Here is a 16,331-nt window from a genome sequence, read left to right on the forward strand (position 1 = left end):
GTTTCTCCTTGTTAGATCGTGGATCCGAACCAGGTCGGCATCCCCCGCGGCCCCCCGGCTCATCCGGAAGATCCATTGCCTAAAACCTACCCCGGTCCGCAAAACAGTGTCGATGGGCAGCCCTGCCCATGCCGGACTCCCCATGGACGGCAGCCCCTGCGGGCCCGCGGAAGGGGTCGATCGCAGGCGTTCCAGAGCCTAGCATGGCTGTATGTGCCGGAATATCCGAACCCTTCACAACTTCGAGCCGCACGCCACGTCCGAGGAGGTCCATGCGGCTGCACTGCAGTATGTGCGGAAGATCAGCGGCAGCACCAAGCCCTCCAGGGCCAACCAGGAAGCCTTTGAGGAGGCGGTCCACGAGATCGCCCACATCACGCAGCATCTCCTTGACTCGCTGGTGTCGCAGGCGCCTCCCAAGGACCGCGAAACCGAGGCGGCCAAGGCCAAGGCCCGCGCCGCCGTCCGGTACGGCGCGGCCTGACCTCCCGGACTACCTGCCTGCGGGCTGCCTGCCGAAGCTCCGCAGCCGCAGCGAGTTGGCCACCACCAGCACCGAACTGGCGGCCATCGCGGCACCTGCGATCATCGGGTTGAGGAGGCCGAGCGCAGCCACCGGAATGCCGACGGCGTTATAGAAGAACGCCCAGAACAGGTTGGTCTTGATGGTGGCCAGGGTCTTCCGCGAGAGCTCGATCGCCTGTGCCACCTGGGCAAGGTCGTTGCCCATCACGGTCAGGTCTGCCGCCTCAATGGCCACGTCCGTGCCGGAGCCCATGGCGATCCCGAGGTCCGCCTGGGCGAGTGCCGCTGCATCATTGACGCCGTCTCCGGCCATGGCCACGGTGGCGCCGCCGGCCTGCAGCCTGCGCACCGCCTCGACTTTCCCCTCCGGCAGCACCCCTGAAAAAACGTCTTCCTTGTCAATGCCGACGGCGGCGGCCACCTGGGCGGCGACGGCCGCATTGTCACCCGTGAGCAGGATGGGGCGCAGGCCCAGCGCCTTCAAGCGCGCGACGGCGGCCGCGGAGCCTTCCTTGACGGTGTCGCGCAGGCTGATGATGCCGGCGGGAGTGCCGTCCACGGCAACCCAAATGGCGGTGGCGCCCGTGGCTTCCGCCGCCGACAATGCGGCTTGCTGTTCCTGCGCAATGGTGACGCCGTTCTCCTGCAGCCACCCCGCGCGGCCGGCAGCAACCAGCCTGCCCTCGACGGTTCCCGAAACGCCCCCGCCGGGGGCGGAACGGAAGCCCTGCACGGCCGGGAGGGCGCCGCCGTCGTCCGCTGTGTGGATCCCCTTGGTGCCCCCATGGGCGGCGGCCGCGATAGCCCTGGCCACCGGATGCTCGGACGCCGCCTCCACGGCGCCGGCCAGCCGCAAGACGCCACCCTCCGCGAAGCCCTCGAAGGCCAGCACCGCGTCCACGGCAAGGACGCCGGTGGTGACGGTCCCCGTTTTGTCCAGCAGGATGGTGTCCACCGTCCGGGTGTCCTCCAGGACCTGCGGCCCCTTGATGAGGATGCCCAGCTGGGCCCCGCGCCCGGTTCCGGTCAGCAGGCCAACCGGGGTGGCAAGCCCCAGGGCGCACGGGCAGGCGATCACCAGGACGGCGACGGCGGCGGTAAAGGCCGAGCGCAGGTCAGCACTGCTTACGTCGGGTCCCGTAAAGAGGAGCCACAACGCGAACGTCAGCGCGGCGATTCCCAGGACCACGGGAACGAACACGGCGCTGATGCGGTCCGCAAGGCGGGCTATGGGCGCTTTGCCGGTCTGGGCCTGGGACACGAGGCGGGCTATTTGGGCGAGGGTTGTTTCAGAGCCGACACGCGTGGCGCGCACCAGCAGGTGGCCGGACGTGTTGATGGTGGCGCCCGTGACGCGGCTGCCGGGGCCTACCTCCACCGGTACCGACTCGCCGGTCACCAGGGAAGCGTCCACGGCCGAAATCCCGTCTGCCACCACGCCGTCGGTGGCAATCTTTTCACCGGGCCGGACCACCAGGATGTCATCCACCTGGAGCCGGTCGGCCGGGATCCGCTGTTCGGTGCCGCCACGCAGGATGTTGGCATCCTTTGCGCCCAGGTTCAGCAGGGCCTGCAGGGCGTCGCCGGCTTTCTGCTTCGCGTTGGCTTCCAGGTAGCGGCCCAGGAGCAGGAAGGTTGTGACAACGGCCGCCACCTCGAAGTAGAGGCCGCCGGCCTCCATCCCTTCCATCCCCGGGTGTTCCGTCATGCGCGGATCCACCAGCAACTGCCCGGCCGAGAACAGGTACGCGGCCGTCACGCCGATGGAAACCAGGGTATCCATGGTGGACGCCAGGTGCCGCGCATTGATGGCCGCCGCGCGGTGGAACGGCCAGGCCGCCCAGGTCACCACCGGCAGCGCCAGGAGCGCGGCCACCCACCCCCAGTGAGGGAACTGGGCCGCGGGAACCATGGAAATAACGAAGACCGGGACGGTCAGGACTGCTGCCAGGATCAGCCGGGGGCGGAGCTGCGCGGCGCCGCCATGGGCCGCGTGGTCGCCGACGGCGGCCCCGGTTGCGGGCAGCACCTCGGTTCCTCCGCCGGCAGGGTAAGGTGCTTGCGCTGCCGGAGCCTTGCGAAGCGTGGCCTTGTAACCTGCCGCATTGACCGTGTCTACGAGCTGTTGGTCGGTGACCCCGGCCGGAACGGTCACGTGGGCTGATTCGAGGGGGAGGTTCACCGTGGCCTGCACGCCGTCGAGCTTGCCGAGTTTCTTCTCCACCCGGTTGACGCAGGAGGCGCAGGTCATGCCCTCAATATCGAGCTCCACCACCCGGGTGCCGGGCTGGTGGAGAAGGTCCTGGTTGCTCATGCGGATCCCCGTGTCAGTGGTGGTCTTCAGGCTTCATTGGCGACGACCAGGTAGCCGGCCTCCGCCACTGCCTCGCCGATCTCGGAAGGGGAGAGTTCCTTGCTCGAGGTGATGGTCACCGTGGAAATGCCCCCGGCGTTCAGTTCGACGTCCACTTCTTCGACGCCCGCCAAGGCTTCGAGTTCTTCGCTGACTGCGGAGACGCAGTGGCCGCAGGTCATTCCGGACACGCTGACGATGGTGGTGGCGGGGGAGGTGGTGCTCATGGCTTGCTCCTTTGGGGGTGGCCGGCGGTGGCCGGCACGTAATCGGGTAATGGGCGGGTCAGCGAAGCAACCGGCCGATGGCGTCTGCCGCTTCCTTGACCTTGGCGTCTATTGCTTCCGCGCGTGCTGCCGGGTCCGGTTCGGAGGCGGCTCCCACCACGCAGTGGCCGATGTGTTCCTCCATCAGCCCCAGGCTCACCGCATGCAAGGCCTTGGTGACGGCGGATACCTGGGTGAGGATGTCGATGCAGTATTTGTCCTCATCCACCATGCGCGCAATCCCGCGGACCTGGCCCTCAATGCGCCTGAGCCTGCGAAGGTATGCGTCCTTATTGCCGGTGTAGCCGTGCGTCGGCAGGTGCGCCGTCCCGGGCCCGGGCGCAACCGCTTCTTCGATGCTGTCCATGGCATCAGGCTATACCCCTCAGGGGTATTCGATCAAGTACCCCCAGGGGGTATCTTTGCGAAGGTGTCCACGGCCAAAGAAGGCACAAAAAAGCTCCGGAGTGCGTTATTGGGGGATACGCACTCCGGAGCGGCTTTTGGGCAAATCCGGCGCCAATTGCGGTTGGTGCCGGTCTGCTTGAATCAGCTTACTGGCTGGTAGCGCGGACCGCCAGCGCCCCGAATAACTACTTTCGCTTTATTATCCGAGTCACCACGGAGGCCTGATCGGGGCCGGGATGGCGCCGATCACGGCCGGTCTTCATGGGCGGGCATCCGGTAGGGAACCACCAGGACAGGCCTGCTTTGATGATGGCTGAGCCACGCGCCCACCGATCCATTCAGGGCCTCCGCGAGGCGGTGCGAGAACCCCCGCTCCGAGGTGCCCACGATAATCATCGGCGCATTGGTTTCCGCAGCAAGCTGCGAGAGGCCGCGTGCGGGATCTCCGGCCAGTGTCCGCAGTGTCCACTTCACGCTGTCTGCCCCTCCCGGCACGTTTGCCACCGCGGCTTCGATGACTGCTGTGAGTTCCAAGGTCAGGGACCGGATCTCCTGGTCATCCGCCTCCGGATGGAGGGACAGCCGGTGGGCGGAGCGCGCCGGGTCCCACTCCACGAGATAGCTGGCCTCGTCCACGTAGGCGCAGACCAGCGGGACGCCCAGCTGCGCAGCGAGGGTTGCAGCAGTCTGCAGGACTTCGGGATGCTGCTTGGGCATGACACCCACCAGGAGCGGGGCCGTGCCGTTGAATCGATCAGACGTCATAGCTCATTGTCCGCCTAGTGAAAGGCCCCTGCACAGGGAGGCGGGCTTCCCGCCGCTAAGAAACCGCAGGTGAGGCGGTGACAACGACGTTTTTCCCCCAGGGATCTTCCGTGTAGCAGCTGATGAGGACCAGGCGGTTGGGCACGATCTCCCAGATGGGGCTGTCCTTCAAGCTGGACTTCACGTAGGTGGTGATGCTGTCCACCTGGTAGGTGATGGTGCCTGAGGCCGTGTCAACCTCGAACCGGTCGCCCACCGCGGCGGCTGAACTCAAGTGATTAAAAGGCGCCTCCGCGCCGTCCCAGCTGTGGCCGATCACGTAGGTGGTGTTGGACGAGCCTTTGCCGGGGGTACCGAAGGGAGTCAGCCAGTAGCCGTCTTTCGTGGCGGGCGGCTCGATGGTCTGGCTCGACTCGGCGGCGCTGTCCGGATCGAGGGGGTGCACGGGCACGTCGAAGCCCGCGGACGGGTACCGGATGCGGCGGGGCTGTGATGCGTCGGGCAGCAGAGGTTCCGGAGCGGCAGCGGCGGGGGATTCCGCAGGTGGCGCAGTTCCTGGTGCGGCAGCGGTTGCGGCGGGCGGCGCCGGCTTGGGGGCCGGAATCCCGGCAGTGGCGGATTCGACGGCACGGCCGGCGAATCCGGATGCAGGGTGCGGTGGGCTGAACAAGGGCGCGCCAAAGGTAAAGGACAGGAAAGCCAGGACGCCGCACAGGAGAATGGCCAGATCTCCCCGGTCCCAGCCTCGCCGCCGGGGTTTTGTCTCAGCGACGTGCCGGCTGTGGGCCTTTTCCATAATGCTCCCCGATGCTCGAGACGGGACCGGAAGGAAGGCGCCCCGCCGGGCACTGGCGGAACGCCTTCCTTGTCAGGTGGCCGCAATTGCGGCTTGGCCGGCGTCAGCCGCCGAAGGGCAGCGTGCGCGACCTGCGGCGGACCGCGACGGCCGCTCCTGCAGCCATCAGGGCGCCCAGTCCTGCCAGCCAGGACGGAGTGCCCTCAGCGCCGCCGACGGCGGTCTGGGCGTTGTAGCCCTGGTTGGTTCCCAGGCTGGTCGTGGCGGTTGCTGGAACACCGGTGCGGGCTGCCGTCTGTGCGGGAACGACTGCCGGATTTTGCGTAGCAGTTGGAGCTGTGTTTGAGCCGCCGGTGTTCGTGTCTCCGCCGCCGGTGTTGGTATTCCCGCCGCCGCCGGTGTTGGTATTCCCGCCGCCAGTGTTCGTGTCTCCGCCGCCGGTGCCGCCATCGCCGCCGCCGTTGCCGCCGCCGTTGCCGCCGCCGCCGCCGTTGCCGCCGCCGTTGCCGCCGCCGTTGCCGCCGCCGCCGCCGTTGCCGTTGCCGCCGCCGTTGCCGCCGCCGTTGCCGCCGCCGTTGCCGCCGCCGTTGCCGCCGCCGTTGCCGCCGCCGTTGCCGTTGCCGCCGCCGTTGCCGCCGCCGTTGCCTCCGCCGTTGCCTCCGCCGTTGCCGTTGTCGCCGCCGCCGCCGCCGCCGCCGTTGCCGCCGCCGCCGTTGCCGTTGTCGCCGCCGCCGCCGTTGCCGTTGCCGCCGCCGCCACCGTTGCCGCCGCCGCCACCACCGTTGCCGACTCCGTCGCCCGGCTGCATAACGGCTGGTGCCACGCACCCATTACCATGCGTGGCCGCGCCGGTTTCCCAGTTCAGGCCGCCCGTCAGGTATGGGTTAGGCGGAATGATGTCATTTCGGTCGGCGTCGTGACCGCTTAGCCCGTCGTTCGGAATGTGTATCAGTGTGTAGCCGTTGCCGTTCTTGTGGCAAACGGTGATGCCATCTGCGGCCAATGCAGGCGCCGTGACGCTGATCAGTCCCAGCCCCAGCACCCCCAGCGTGGCTATGGTGCGTTTCATGATGATTCTCCCCAGTTCTTTGCCTGAAACGGACCATGCTGAGGAGGAACAGTGCTTGTGCCGAATGCCCCAGCAACACGGTCAGCTTGCTTGAGTTTTCAGGCTAGGCGGGCGCCCCCGGGGCAGTCCTGAGTAGGGGGTACTCGTCTTTTCCCGCCCTCGGCGGGTCCGGTTACTTGCGGGTACGCGCATCACGCAGGGACGACCCGCACCGGCTACCTGCCTTCCAGGGGTGGATCTTGTCCGCGGGTGCCGCCGGGCCTAACGTTGAAGCAGACGAAAGGTGCGTGGAGTCATGGAAATCTTCATGTGGTGGCTGGACCTGGACCTGGCAAGCAAGGAATGGCTGCGGGAAAACCTTCGTGCCGAGGAATTGCCCCTTTCGGTGCTCCAGGGGATTGCGGAAGCAGGCGGTCCGCATCCGGAGAATCCTGCGGCAGTCCTCACCGAGGCTGACTGGGATTTCATTGAGACGCAGTCGGAGTTCGTGGACTAGCAGTCCCGTGTGCCGGCCCGGCAGCAAGAAAACCGTTGCGGGCTGCCTTGGGCGGTGGTTGCATGGTGGGCATGGCAACCACCGAGAGTTTTGTCCTTGCAATCGGAACCAAGAAGGGCTTGTGGCTTGCCACGAGCGGGGACCGGCGCCAATGGTCCTTCACCGGCCCGCATTTCCTGATGAGTGAGATCCCCAGCATCGGGATAGACACCAGGGAAGGCCGGACCCGGATCATGGTGGGCGTCCGCAGCGAACACTGGGGGCCCACCGTAGCCCACTCGGATGACCTCGGAGCCAGCTGGTCGGAGCCGGAGCAGGGCGCCGTCAGGTTTCCGGAGGACACCGGCGCAGCGCTGGAGCGCATCTGGCAGATTTACCCGGACGCGGAGTCCCGCCCCGGCGTCGTCTGGGCGGGGGCGGAGCCCATTTCCGTGTGGAAGTCAACGGATGGCGGTGAACACTTCGAACTGAACCGGGGTCTCTGGGACCATCCCCACCGCAGCGAGTGGGGTGCCGGGTACGGCGGCGCCGCCGCGCACTCCATCGTGGTCCATCCCGCGGGGGAGACGGTCCATGTGGCCATGAGTACCGGAGGTGTCTACAGGTCGCTCGACGGGGGCACCTCCTGGGAGCCGCGCAACCGCGGCATTTCCGCCTACTTCATGCCCGACCCCAACCCGGAGTTCGGCCAGTGCGTGCACAAGATCGCCGCGGATGCCGCCGTCGACGGGCGCCTGTACGCCCAGAACCACCACGGCGTCTACCGCACGGATGACAACGGGGAGAACTGGAACTCCATTGCGGCGGGGCTGCCCGCCGATTTCGGCTTTGTGATGCTGACCCATCCCCGCCGCGAGGGCACCGCATGGGTTGTTCCCCTGAAGGCTGACGGCGAACGCATCCCGCCGGGCGGCGAACTGGCAGTCCACCGCACGGACGATTCCGGCAGTACCTGGAAGAGGCTCAGTAATGGCCTGCCTACACGGGAGTACAACAGTGTGCTGCGTGATGCTGCGTCCGTGGACACCGCGGAGCCGGCAGGGGTCTACTTCGGGACCCGCGGCGGAAGCGTCTACGCCAGCGCTGACGAGGGTGAGGTGTTCCAGGAGGTGGCCTCCCACCTTCCCGATGTGCTGTGTGTCCGGGCAGCCGTGGTTGCCGGTGGCTGACAATAACGCACGGCACATCAGTGTGGTGCTCCCGAGTGTCCTGCATCCGCTGGCCGGCGGGCAGTCGGTCCTGACTGCGCCCGCCGACGGGCCGGTCACGGTGGGAAAGCTGCTGGATGCGGTGACCTCGGACTTCGCGGTGCTCGCCCGGCGGCTCCGCGACGAGACGGGCGCGCTGCGGCGTTTCGTGAATGTCTACGTGGGCGGAGACGAGGTGCGGCGGCTGCAGGGCCTGGACACCGAGGTGGCTCCGGGCCAGGAGGTGCTGGTCATCCAGTCCGTGGCCGGAGGCTGAGCGGGCGGGCAGGGGGCGTCCGTTGCGGCGGGCAGCCCTTACTGGCTACGCCCGCGGCAACGGCATCCGGCTGGGGTCAGGCCACCCGCCAAACACTGCATTCGTCCGTATTGATGGCTTTGCGCAGGCCGGTGAGCCGGTCCAGGATCCAGACGACGCCGATGCCCGGTGCCGTTTCCTGGACGCGGCCGCGGCGGATCACCACGTCGTCGTAGGAGGGCCCGACGGAAAGGCGGGCTTCGATCTCGTCGCCGCGGTGGAGCTGGTCCAGGGCGCGGACTCTGGTCACATGTGGTGTCGCTTTCTGCTTCATGGCGTGGCCTCCTGGCTGGGGCTGGTGCCGGCTCTTGCCTGCAGAATCAAGTGTGCCCAAGCAATGTTGCGCCCGCGTTTCCCCTCGGTTAGGCGCGGGTTAGCTTTTTGCGCCGGAGCTGTTTCCCCTACGGCAGTTCCAGGCTGGTGCGGTAGGCCGCCAGGAACGTGGAGATCCGCCGCACGGCCTCCCGGATATCCAGCACGGACGGAAGGATCACGAACCGGAAGTGGTCCGACGCCGGCCAGTTGAAGGCCGAACCGTGCGAGACAAGGATTTTCTGGTCCTGCAGCAGGTCCAGGACAAATTGCTCGTCGCTGCTGATGGGGTAGAGCTCCGGATCCAGCCGGGGAAACAGGTACATGGCTCCAGCCGCAGGCACGCATGTCACGCCGGGGATGGCCGTCAGCAGTTGGTGGGCAAGGTCCCGCTGTTCGCGGAGCCTGCCGCCGGGCCGCACCAGCGCCTCGATGCTCTGGTAGCCGCCCAGGCAGGTCTGGATGGCGTGCTGGGCCGGGACATTGGCGCACAGGCGCAGGGAGGCAAGCAGTTCCAGTCCCTCCCGGTAGGCGGCGGTTGCGGCGAGCGGTCCGGTGACTGCCACCCAGCCGGCCCGGTAGCCCGGCATCCGGTAGGCCTTGGACAGGCCGCTGAACGTCAGGCAGCAGACGTCCTCCGCCACAGCGGCAGTGTGGATGTGTTTGGCGTCCTCGTACAGCACCTTCTCGTAGATCTCGTCGGAGAACAGGACCAGGTGGTGCTTGCGGGCCAGCTCCGCGAACTGCGCCAGGATGTGGCGCGGGTAGACGGCGCCGGTGGGGTTGTTGGGGTTGATGATCACAATCCCCTTGGTGCGGCTGGTGATCTTGGCTTCCACGTCGGCCATGTCCGGCCACCAGTTCTCCGCCTCGTCGCAGAGGTAGTGCACCGGCTTGCCGCCGGTCAGGGTGACGGCGGCCGTCCAGAGAGGGTAGTCCGGTGCCGGCACCAGGATCTCGTCGCCGTTCTCCATGAACGCCTGCAGGCACATTGAAATGAGCTCGCTGACGCCGTTGCCGATGAAGACGTCCTCCACGCCAATCTGCATCAGGCCGCGGGTCTGGTAGTACTGCGAGATCGCCGTGCGCGCCGTGAAGATGCCCTTCGAGTCGCTGTAGCCCTGGGCACCGCGCAGGTGGTGGATCATGTCCACCACCACGGACTCCGGCGCCTCCAGCCCGAACGGTGCGGTGTCCCCCAGGTTCATCTTGAGGATCCGGTGGCCCTCCGCCTCCATGGCTTTGGCGGCCCGCAGGATGGGCCCGCGGAGTTCGTACCGCACGTTCTGGAGCTTGCTGGAGTGTTGCATGGGGCGCATGGTTGATTTTTTCACAAACGGACGACGCCGGCGCACGGCTAGGGTGCCGGCCGATCGCCCTTGCGGTGCAGGCGGAACCAGCGGTAACCGTAGCGTCCCAGCCCAACCGTGAAGCCGCCGTCGGGATCCAGCGCTGTGTTGTCGCCGTCGAACAGGTCCAGCAGGACAGCGTCCCTGAACGCATTCCGCGGCCCGTCCTCCGCGCCCACCGTGCCCCTGACCTTCACGGGCTCCTCCCCGAAGTTGTGCAGCAGCACCAGGGTGCCGCCGTCCGAGCTGAGCGTGTGGGCGAAGACGGCCGGCTCCGGCTGGTCGATGAGGGCGAACTTGCCCCAGCCCAGCTCCGCCGATTCGCGGTAGCGGCGGATCAGCGTGACCATGAAGTTGAACAGCGAACCGGGGTCCCGCTTGGCTTTGGCGGCATTCAGGTTGTCCGGGCCATACTCGCCCCGGACAACGGGCGCCACGAGTCGGGACACGTTGGCGGTGGAGAACCCGCCATTCTTTTCGTCATTCCATTGCATCGGGGTGCGCACGGCGGCGCGGCTCTTCTGCCGCAGGTCCTCGCCCATCCCGATCTCCTCGCCGTAGAACAGCACCGGTGTGCCGGGCAGGGAGAACATCAGCGAGTACACCATCCTGATGCGTTCCTGGTCGCCGCCGAGCATCGGGGGCAGTCGCCGGCGCAGCCCGCGCCCGTAGATCTGCATGTTCTTCTCGGGCCCGAACGCCGCGAAGACCTCTTCGCGCTCGCCGTCGGTGAGCTTGTCCAGGGTGAGTTCGTCATGGTTGCGGACGAACATGGCCCACTGGTTGTCGGGGTGGAGCGGTGGCCGGCTCTTCAGGGTTTCGGCCAGGGGACGGGCGTCCTGGCGGGCCAGCGACAGGTAGATGTGCTGCATGGACATGAAGTCGAACTGCATGTTCAGCTCGTTGCCCTCGGGGCCGCCGAAGTACTCCACCTGTTCCTTGTAGGGCAGGTTCACCTCGCCCAGCAGGACCGCGCTCCCGTTCCGGCGGCTGACGAAACTCCGCAATGCTGCCAGGTATGCGTGCGGATCCAGGTTGGCGGCCTCGTCCCTGGGCTGGCCCCGGGTTTCCAGGAAGAAAGGCACCGCGTCCAGGCGGAACCCGTCCAGGCCCAGCTCAAGCCACAGGCCCATGGCCTTGGCGATTTCATTCCGCACCGATTCGTTGGTCACGTTCAGGTCCGGCTGGTGTTTGGCGAACATGTGCAGGTACCACTCGCCGGTAGCGTCGTCCTGGGTCCAGAGTGAGTTCTCTTCGCCCGGGAACACTACCTCGGAGGACGTATCCGGGGGAGTGTCGCTCCGCCACACGTAGTAGTCCCGGTACCGGTTGTCCGTGGATTGCCGGGCCTCGACAAACCAGGGGTGCTGGTTCGAGGTGTGGTTCACCACAAAGTCCGCGATGACCCGCATGCCGCGGTCCTTGGCGGCCCTGATGAACTCCACCAGGTCCCCCATGGTGCCCAGCCGGGGGTCCACGGTGAAGAAATCCGTGACATCGTAGCCATCGTCCCGGTCCGGCGAGGGGTAGAAGGGCATCAGCCAGATGCAGGTCACGCCCAGGGCGGCCAGGTAGTCCACGCGCTGGGTGAGGCCGGCGAAGTCCCCGGTGCCGTCGCCGTCGTCATCAAAGAACGTCTCGACGTCCAGGCAGTACACCACTGCGTTCTTCCACCAGAGGTCCGAGGTTTCGGCGATCCTCATGCCGGAGCCTGTGCCTGCGCCTGGAGCCGCGAGCCGTGCACCTGTGGAAGGACCTCCGCGCCGAACGCATCAATGAACGGCGCCTGCTCCTGCCCCACGAAGTGCAGGTAGAGCTCGTCGAAGCCCAGGTCGGAGTAGCCGGCCAGCCACTCGGCGTGCTGGCCCAGGCTCGCCGAAACGTTGACGGCCTTGCGGACCTGTTCCTCGCCCACCTGCCCGCTGACGCCGTCGAAATGCCCGGCTGTGGGGAGGTCCCACGGGACAGGCGGGGCGAAGGTGTTGGTCCGCCACTGGTCCAGGGCGATCGCTGCCGCATCCTGTTCACGGGGCGCCCAGGACAGGTGGACCTGCAGCACGGCCTTGCCGAGGCCGCCGTTGTCCCGGTAGGCGGCCAGCATGTCCTTGAGCTTGGCTGCCGGCTGGTTGACGGTGACCAGGCCGTCCGCCCAGGCGGCGGCGCGGCGGGCGGTGTCCACGCTGATGGCAGGGGCGATCAGGGGTGGCGGGGAGTCCGGCACATCCCAGATCCGGGCCTGCTCCACGGTGACCAGGCCGTGGTGCGTTACGTCCTCGCCGCGGTGGAGCCGCCGGATCACCTCAACGCATTCCTCCAGCCGGCGCTGCCGCGTTTCCTTGGGCGGCCACGCGTCGCCGGTGATGTGCTCATTCATGTTCTCGCCGCTGCCGGGTGCCATCCAGAACCGGCCCGGGAACATGCTGGCCAGCGTGGCGGAAGCGTGGGCGATGATGGCCGGGTGGTAGCGCTGGCCAGGCGCCGTCACCACTCCAAACCGGAGGCCGGTGGTGGCCAGCGCGGCCCCCAGCCAGGACCAGGCAAACCCGGAATGCCCCTGCCGGGCAGACCACGGCTCGATATGGTCCGAGCACATGGCGGCATCGAATCCTGCCCGTTCCGCGTGCTGGACGTCTTTAAGCAGTTGCCCGGGACTGATCTGTTCGTGCGAGGCGTGGAAGCCGACAGTAACCATCGTTAACCTCTACCGTCCGCGGAGGTGTTGTGTCGAGGGGGCGCGGCGCCTGTCCGGCGGCCGGTCACTTGTCAGATAACTTTGGACTTGTAGTACTGCGCTGCCCCGGACTCGCGCGCAGGCCGCGGAAACGGAAGGAAGTACCCCTGTGGGCGGTGTGCTGATCGGCCTGGCGGTGATCGGCGTCGTCATTGCGGTGGGGTACATCGCCGCACGGTGCGGCCTGGGCGGTGAGCACACTGTCTCCGCACTGACCCGCACTGCCTTCTTCATCACCAACCCCGTCCTGCTGTTTACCGTGGTGCTGGAATCGGACCTCACCGTGGTGTTCTCGGCCTATGTGCCGCTGGCGCTGATCACGGCAGCCGCCACCGCACTGCTGTACGTGCTGGCCAGCCGGCTGTGGTTCCGGCGGCCGCTGGCGGAAACCGCCGTGGGCGCAATGGCCAGTTCCTATGTCAACGCGAACAACATCGGCATCCCCATCACGCTGTATGCCCTGGGCGACGCGACCCCCGTGGCGCCGGTGCTGCTGGTCCAGCTGCTCCTGTTCGCCCCGCTGGTCCTCACCCTGCTGGACCTTTCCGCGGCCGGCCGGGTCTCGCCGCGCCTGCTGCTCACCCAGCCCTTCCGGAACCCCATGATCATCGCATCCCTGCTGGGGGTGGTCCTCGCAGCGTTCCGTGTGGAACTTCCGGAACCCGTGATGGCACCGCTGGACCTCCTGGGCGGAGCCGCCGTCCCCGTGGTGCTGCTGGCCTTCGGCATGTCCCTGCACGGGACCCGGATGCTCCAAAGCGGCGGCCACACTGCGGAAATCCTCACTGCCACCGCGCTGAAGTCCGCGGTGATGCCCGTGGTGGCCTTCGTCGTCGGCCGCTTTCTCTTCAACCTGGACCAGCACATGCTCCTGGGCGTGGTGCTGATGGCGGCGCTGCCTTCGGCCCAGAACGTGTTCCTGTTCGCCGCGAAGTACGGGCGGGGCGTTGCGGTGGCCCGGGAAACCATCCTGCTGTCGACGGCGGCCGCGGCCCCGGCGCTGATCCTCATTGTGTGGCTGCTGGCCGGGTGAGCGCCGGTCTTCCGGAAGCGGCTGCCGCCCGGCAAGATGGGGCACATGGAACTTCCCGTGATGCCGCCGGTCCCGCCCATGCTCGCAAAGGCCGTCAGCGGCATTTATGGTGTTGCAGGAAGCGGGGAGCTCAGTTATGAACCCAAGTGGGACGGGTTCCGGTCCATCATCTTCCGCGACGGCGATGAGCTGGAGATCGGCAGCCGCAACGAAAAACCAATGACCCGCTACTTCCCGGAACTTGTCGAGGCGCTGAAGGAGAACCTGCCGCCACGCTGCGTGGTGGACGGCGAGATCATCCTGATCGGTTCCTCCGGCGACCGGCTGGATTTCGACACCCTCCAGCAGCGCATCCACCCCGCCGCCAGCCGGGTGAAGCTGCTCGCGGCGCAGACGCCGGCCTCCTTCGTGGCGTTCGACCTGCTGGCCCTGGGCGACGACGACTACACGGGCCGGCCCTTCACGGAACGGCGGGCGGCGCTTGAGAAGGCGCTCGCCGGCAGCAAGGCCCCGGTCCACCTCACCGCCGCCACCACGGACAAGGACACGGCGGAGCAGTGGTTCCGGCAGTTCGAGGGTGCCGGGCTGGACGGCGTGGTGGCCAAACGCCTGGACGGCCGGTATGAGCCGGACAAGCGTGTGATGTTCAAGACCAAGCACGAGCGCACGGCCGACTGCGTGGTGGCCGGTTACCGGCTGCACAAGAGCGGGCCGGACGCCATCGGATCCCTGCTGCTGGGCTTGTACAAGGACGACGGCGGCCTGGCCAGCGTGGGCGTGATCGGCGCCTTCCCCATGAAGCGGCGGCAGGAACTGTTTGAACAGCTCCAGCCGCTGGTCACCGACTTCGACGACCATCCGTGGGCTTGGGCGAAGCAGGAGGAAGGCGAACGGACCCCGCGGAACGCCGAAGGCAGCCGGTGGAGCGCGGGCAAGGACCTGTCCTTCGTCCCGCTGCGCCCGGAACTGGTGGTGGAGGTCCGCTACGACCACATGGAGGGCGAAAGGTTCCGCCACACGGCCCAGTTCAACCGCTGGCGGCCGGACCGGGACCCGGAATCCTGCACCTACGCGCAGCTGGAGGAGCCGGTCAGCTTTGACCTGGCGTCGGTGCTGGAGACCGGCCGGCCGTAGTTGCTGCGAGGTTGCTGCCGAAACAGCCCACTTATAACCAGTAAAGGCCCGCCATTCCGGGGAATGGCGGGCCTTCCGGTCCCGAAACCGGGCTGGTGCGTTACTTCAGGCCGAGCTGCTTGGTGGGGGTCCTGAAGGATTCCTTGGCCGTGAGGGCGGAGATGACCGCGACGGAGCAGATGACGCCGGTAAAGATGCTGATCTGGACCCACCCGCCGGGCTTGATGCCGCCCATGGCCGCGACGATCGCCGGGGCGAAGCCTGCCATCAGAAAGCCCAGCTGGGTGCCGATGGCCAGGCCGGAGAAGCGCACCTTGGTGCTGAACATCTCGGCGTAGAAGGACGGCCAGACGGCGTTGGAGGCTGCGTAGCCGCAGGAGAAGAAGCCGATGGCTGCCAGGAACATCAGCGGCACGCTGCCGGATTCCAAGCTGAGCAGGAACACGGGGGTCAGCGCGGCACTGGCCACGGCACCGTAGATGAACACCGGCTTGCGGCCGATCTTGTCAGCGAGCATGCCGAAGAGCGGCTGGGTGCCCAGTGCCACCAGGTTGGCGCCGACGACGAGCCACAGCGTGGTGGTGCCGTCCACGCCGGCAACCGTCTTGGCGTAGCTGATGGCGAGGGTGCCGAACACGGTGGAGACGGCGGCGATGAAGGCGCAGCAGATGACGCGGAGGACGTCGCGCCAGTGGCCCTTGAGGAGGTCGGCGACAGGGAGCTTGGAGATCTGCGCGGACTTCTGTGCTTCCTCGAAGGCCGGCGGCTCGTGCAGCGTGCGGCGGATGAAGAAGGCAACAACAACCACCACGGCACTCAGCCAGAACGGGATGCGCCAGCCGATGCCGTACTTGATCTCGTCCGGAAGGGCGAGCACGGGGATGAAGACGAGGGCAGCGAGGATCTGGCCGCCCTGGGTACCGGTGAGGGTCCAGGAGGTGAAGAAGGAGCGGCGGTTGTCCGGGGCGTGCTCCAGCGTCATGGAGGAGGCGCCTGCCTGCTCGCCGGCGGCGGAGAGGCCCTGGCAAAGCCGGGCCAGGACCAGCAGGGCCGGAGCCCACCAGCCAACGGTGTTGAAGTCCGGAAGGCAGCCGATCAGGAAGGTGGAGGCACCCATCAGCAGGAGGGTGAACATCAGGACCTTCCGGCGGCCCACCCTGTCGCCGAAGTGGCCCAGGATGACGGCGCCAACCGGCCGCGCCACGTAGGCGAAGCCGAAGGTGGCGAAGGACATGATGGCCGCGTTCGCGTCAGCATTGGGGAAGAAGACCGTGGGGAAGATCAGGGCTGCGGCGGAACCGAAGATGAAGAAGTCGTAGTATTCGACGGCGCTGCCCAGGAAGCTGGCGAGGGCTGCCTTCTTCGGCGTCCCGGCCGGGGCGGCGATGCCTGGCTCAGTGGACGGAAGTAACTGGCTCATGGAGTTCCTTAGATGTGACGACTTTGTCGCGGATGGATCAGGGGGCTCGCAGCCGGCGCGGCCTGGGGTAGGGGCTTGGCCCGGCACGGCTGGACGGTTGGGAAAACCCGAACAGTAGCCACATGGTGGGAGCTACTTGTGCGATACAGCAATGATGGCTGTGAGTGGAGT

The 16,331-nt window shown here is 67.3% G+C and carries 17 protein-coding genes; 6 read left to right on the forward strand and 11 right to left on the reverse strand.

Annotated elements, in window-relative coordinates:
* Window positions 1-211: 211 nt before the first annotated feature.
* Entirely contained in the window at window positions 212-484 is a 273-nt protein-coding gene (locus PV768_RS06885) for a DUF2277 domain-containing protein (RefSeq protein ID WP_157240222.1), read from the forward strand.
* A gap of 9 nt (window positions 485-493) precedes the next feature.
* On the opposite strand, the gene PV768_RS06890 is transcribed toward PV768_RS06885, so the two are convergent.
* From PV768_RS06890 to PV768_RS06915, 6 genes are all read right to left on the reverse strand, one after another.
* Window positions 494-2,839 carry a heavy metal translocating P-type ATPase gene (locus PV768_RS06890; protein WP_421092612.1) on the reverse strand — a complete coding sequence of 782 codons (2,346 nt, stop codon included), beginning with the start codon at window positions 2,837-2,839 and terminating at the stop codon, window positions 494-496.
* A 26-nt stretch (window positions 2,840-2,865) separates the two neighbouring features.
* The gene (locus PV768_RS06895) at window positions 2,866-3,105 is read right to left on the reverse strand and encodes a heavy-metal-associated domain-containing protein (protein WP_157240224.1); all 240 of its coding nucleotides are present in this window, start codon (window positions 3,103-3,105) and stop codon (window positions 2,866-2,868) included.
* Window positions 3,106-3,163: 58 nt separating this feature from the next.
* Window positions 3,164-3,511 (reverse strand): metal-sensitive transcriptional regulator, encoded by a 348-nt coding sequence (locus PV768_RS06900; protein WP_157240226.1) that lies wholly within the window; start codon window positions 3,509-3,511, stop codon window positions 3,164-3,166.
* Between the two features lie 287 nt (window positions 3,512-3,798).
* On the reverse strand, window positions 3,799-4,317 hold the full coding sequence (locus PV768_RS06905; RefSeq protein WP_321214801.1) for a universal stress protein: 519 nt from the start codon (window positions 4,315-4,317) through the stop codon (window positions 3,799-3,801).
* 55 nt (window positions 4,318-4,372) lie between these two features.
* Complete coding sequence (locus tag PV768_RS06910) at window positions 4,373-5,113, reverse strand: class F sortase (protein WP_421092613.1); 741 nt, start codon at window positions 5,111-5,113, stop codon at window positions 4,373-4,375.
* Between the two features lie 103 nt (window positions 5,114-5,216).
* Window positions 5,217-6,182: a hypothetical protein gene (locus PV768_RS06915; protein WP_421092614.1), complete on the reverse strand. Its 966-nt coding sequence runs from the start codon at window positions 6,180-6,182 to the stop codon at window positions 5,217-5,219.
* A gap of 295 nt (window positions 6,183-6,477) precedes the next feature.
* Between PV768_RS06915 and PV768_RS06920 the strand changes: the two genes are divergently transcribed.
* The 3 genes from PV768_RS06920 (at window position 6,478) to PV768_RS06930 (ending at window position 8,142) form a co-directional block, all read left to right on the forward strand.
* A complete protein-coding gene (locus PV768_RS06920) occupies window positions 6,478-6,678 on the forward strand; it encodes a hypothetical protein (protein ID WP_157240233.1) in 201 nt (66 codons plus the stop codon).
* A gap of 62 nt (window positions 6,679-6,740) precedes the next feature.
* Entirely contained in the window at window positions 6,741-7,847 is a 1,107-nt protein-coding gene (locus PV768_RS06925) for a WD40/YVTN/BNR-like repeat-containing protein (RefSeq protein WP_421092615.1), read from the forward strand.
* Window positions 7,807-8,142 carry a MoaD/ThiS family protein gene (locus tag PV768_RS06930; RefSeq protein WP_421092616.1) on the forward strand — a complete coding sequence of 112 codons (336 nt, stop codon included), beginning with the start codon at window positions 7,807-7,809 and terminating at the stop codon, window positions 8,140-8,142. The genes PV768_RS06925 and PV768_RS06930 overlap by 41 nt, the downstream gene beginning before the upstream one ends.
* A 76-nt stretch (window positions 8,143-8,218) precedes the next feature.
* Here the strand turns inward: PV768_RS06930 and PV768_RS06935 are convergent, their stop codons facing one another.
* From PV768_RS06935 to PV768_RS06950, 4 genes are all read right to left on the reverse strand, one after another.
* On the reverse strand, window positions 8,219-8,455 hold the full coding sequence (locus PV768_RS06935; protein WP_139030984.1) for a hypothetical protein: 237 nt from the start codon (window positions 8,453-8,455) through the stop codon (window positions 8,219-8,221).
* Between the two features lie 127 nt (window positions 8,456-8,582).
* Window positions 8,583-9,812: a pyridoxal phosphate-dependent aminotransferase gene (locus PV768_RS06940; RefSeq protein WP_157240238.1), complete on the reverse strand. Its 1,230-nt coding sequence runs from the start codon at window positions 9,810-9,812 to the stop codon at window positions 8,583-8,585.
* Window positions 9,813-9,850: 38 nt separating this feature from the next.
* On the reverse strand, window positions 9,851-11,545 hold the full coding sequence (locus tag PV768_RS06945; RefSeq protein ID WP_157240240.1) for an alpha-amylase family protein: 1,695 nt from the start codon (window positions 11,543-11,545) through the stop codon (window positions 9,851-9,853).
* Window positions 11,542-12,534 (reverse strand): TIGR03885 family FMN-dependent LLM class oxidoreductase, encoded by a 993-nt coding sequence (locus tag PV768_RS06950; protein ID WP_321214797.1) that lies wholly within the window; start codon window positions 12,532-12,534, stop codon window positions 11,542-11,544. The genes PV768_RS06945 and PV768_RS06950 overlap by 4 nt, the downstream gene beginning before the upstream one ends.
* Before the next feature lie 148 nt (window positions 12,535-12,682).
* Here PV768_RS06950 and PV768_RS06955 point away from each other — a divergent pair, with 148 nt between their 5' ends.
* Together PV768_RS06955 and PV768_RS06960 are read left to right on the forward strand one after the other, a co-directional pair.
* Window positions 12,683-13,606, forward strand: a complete 924-nt coding sequence (locus PV768_RS06955; RefSeq protein ID WP_421092617.1) for an AEC family transporter — start codon at window positions 12,683-12,685, stop codon at window positions 13,604-13,606.
* A gap of 45 nt (window positions 13,607-13,651) precedes the next feature.
* Window positions 13,652-14,740: an ATP-dependent DNA ligase gene (locus tag PV768_RS06960; RefSeq protein WP_421092618.1), complete on the forward strand. Its 1,089-nt coding sequence runs from the start codon at window positions 13,652-13,654 to the stop codon at window positions 14,738-14,740.
* 100 nt (window positions 14,741-14,840) lie between these two features.
* Here the strand turns inward: PV768_RS06960 and PV768_RS06965 are convergent, their stop codons facing one another.
* Window positions 14,841-16,160, reverse strand: coding sequence for an MFS transporter (locus PV768_RS06965; protein ID WP_421092619.1), 1,320 nt, complete (start codon window positions 16,158-16,160; stop codon window positions 14,841-14,843).
* Window positions 16,161-16,331: the final 171 nt, after the last annotated feature.

This window comes from Pseudarthrobacter sp. CC4 (assembly GCF_048957775.1).
In the GTDB taxonomy this organism is placed as follows: domain Bacteria; phylum Actinomycetota; class Actinomycetes; order Actinomycetales; family Micrococcaceae; genus Arthrobacter.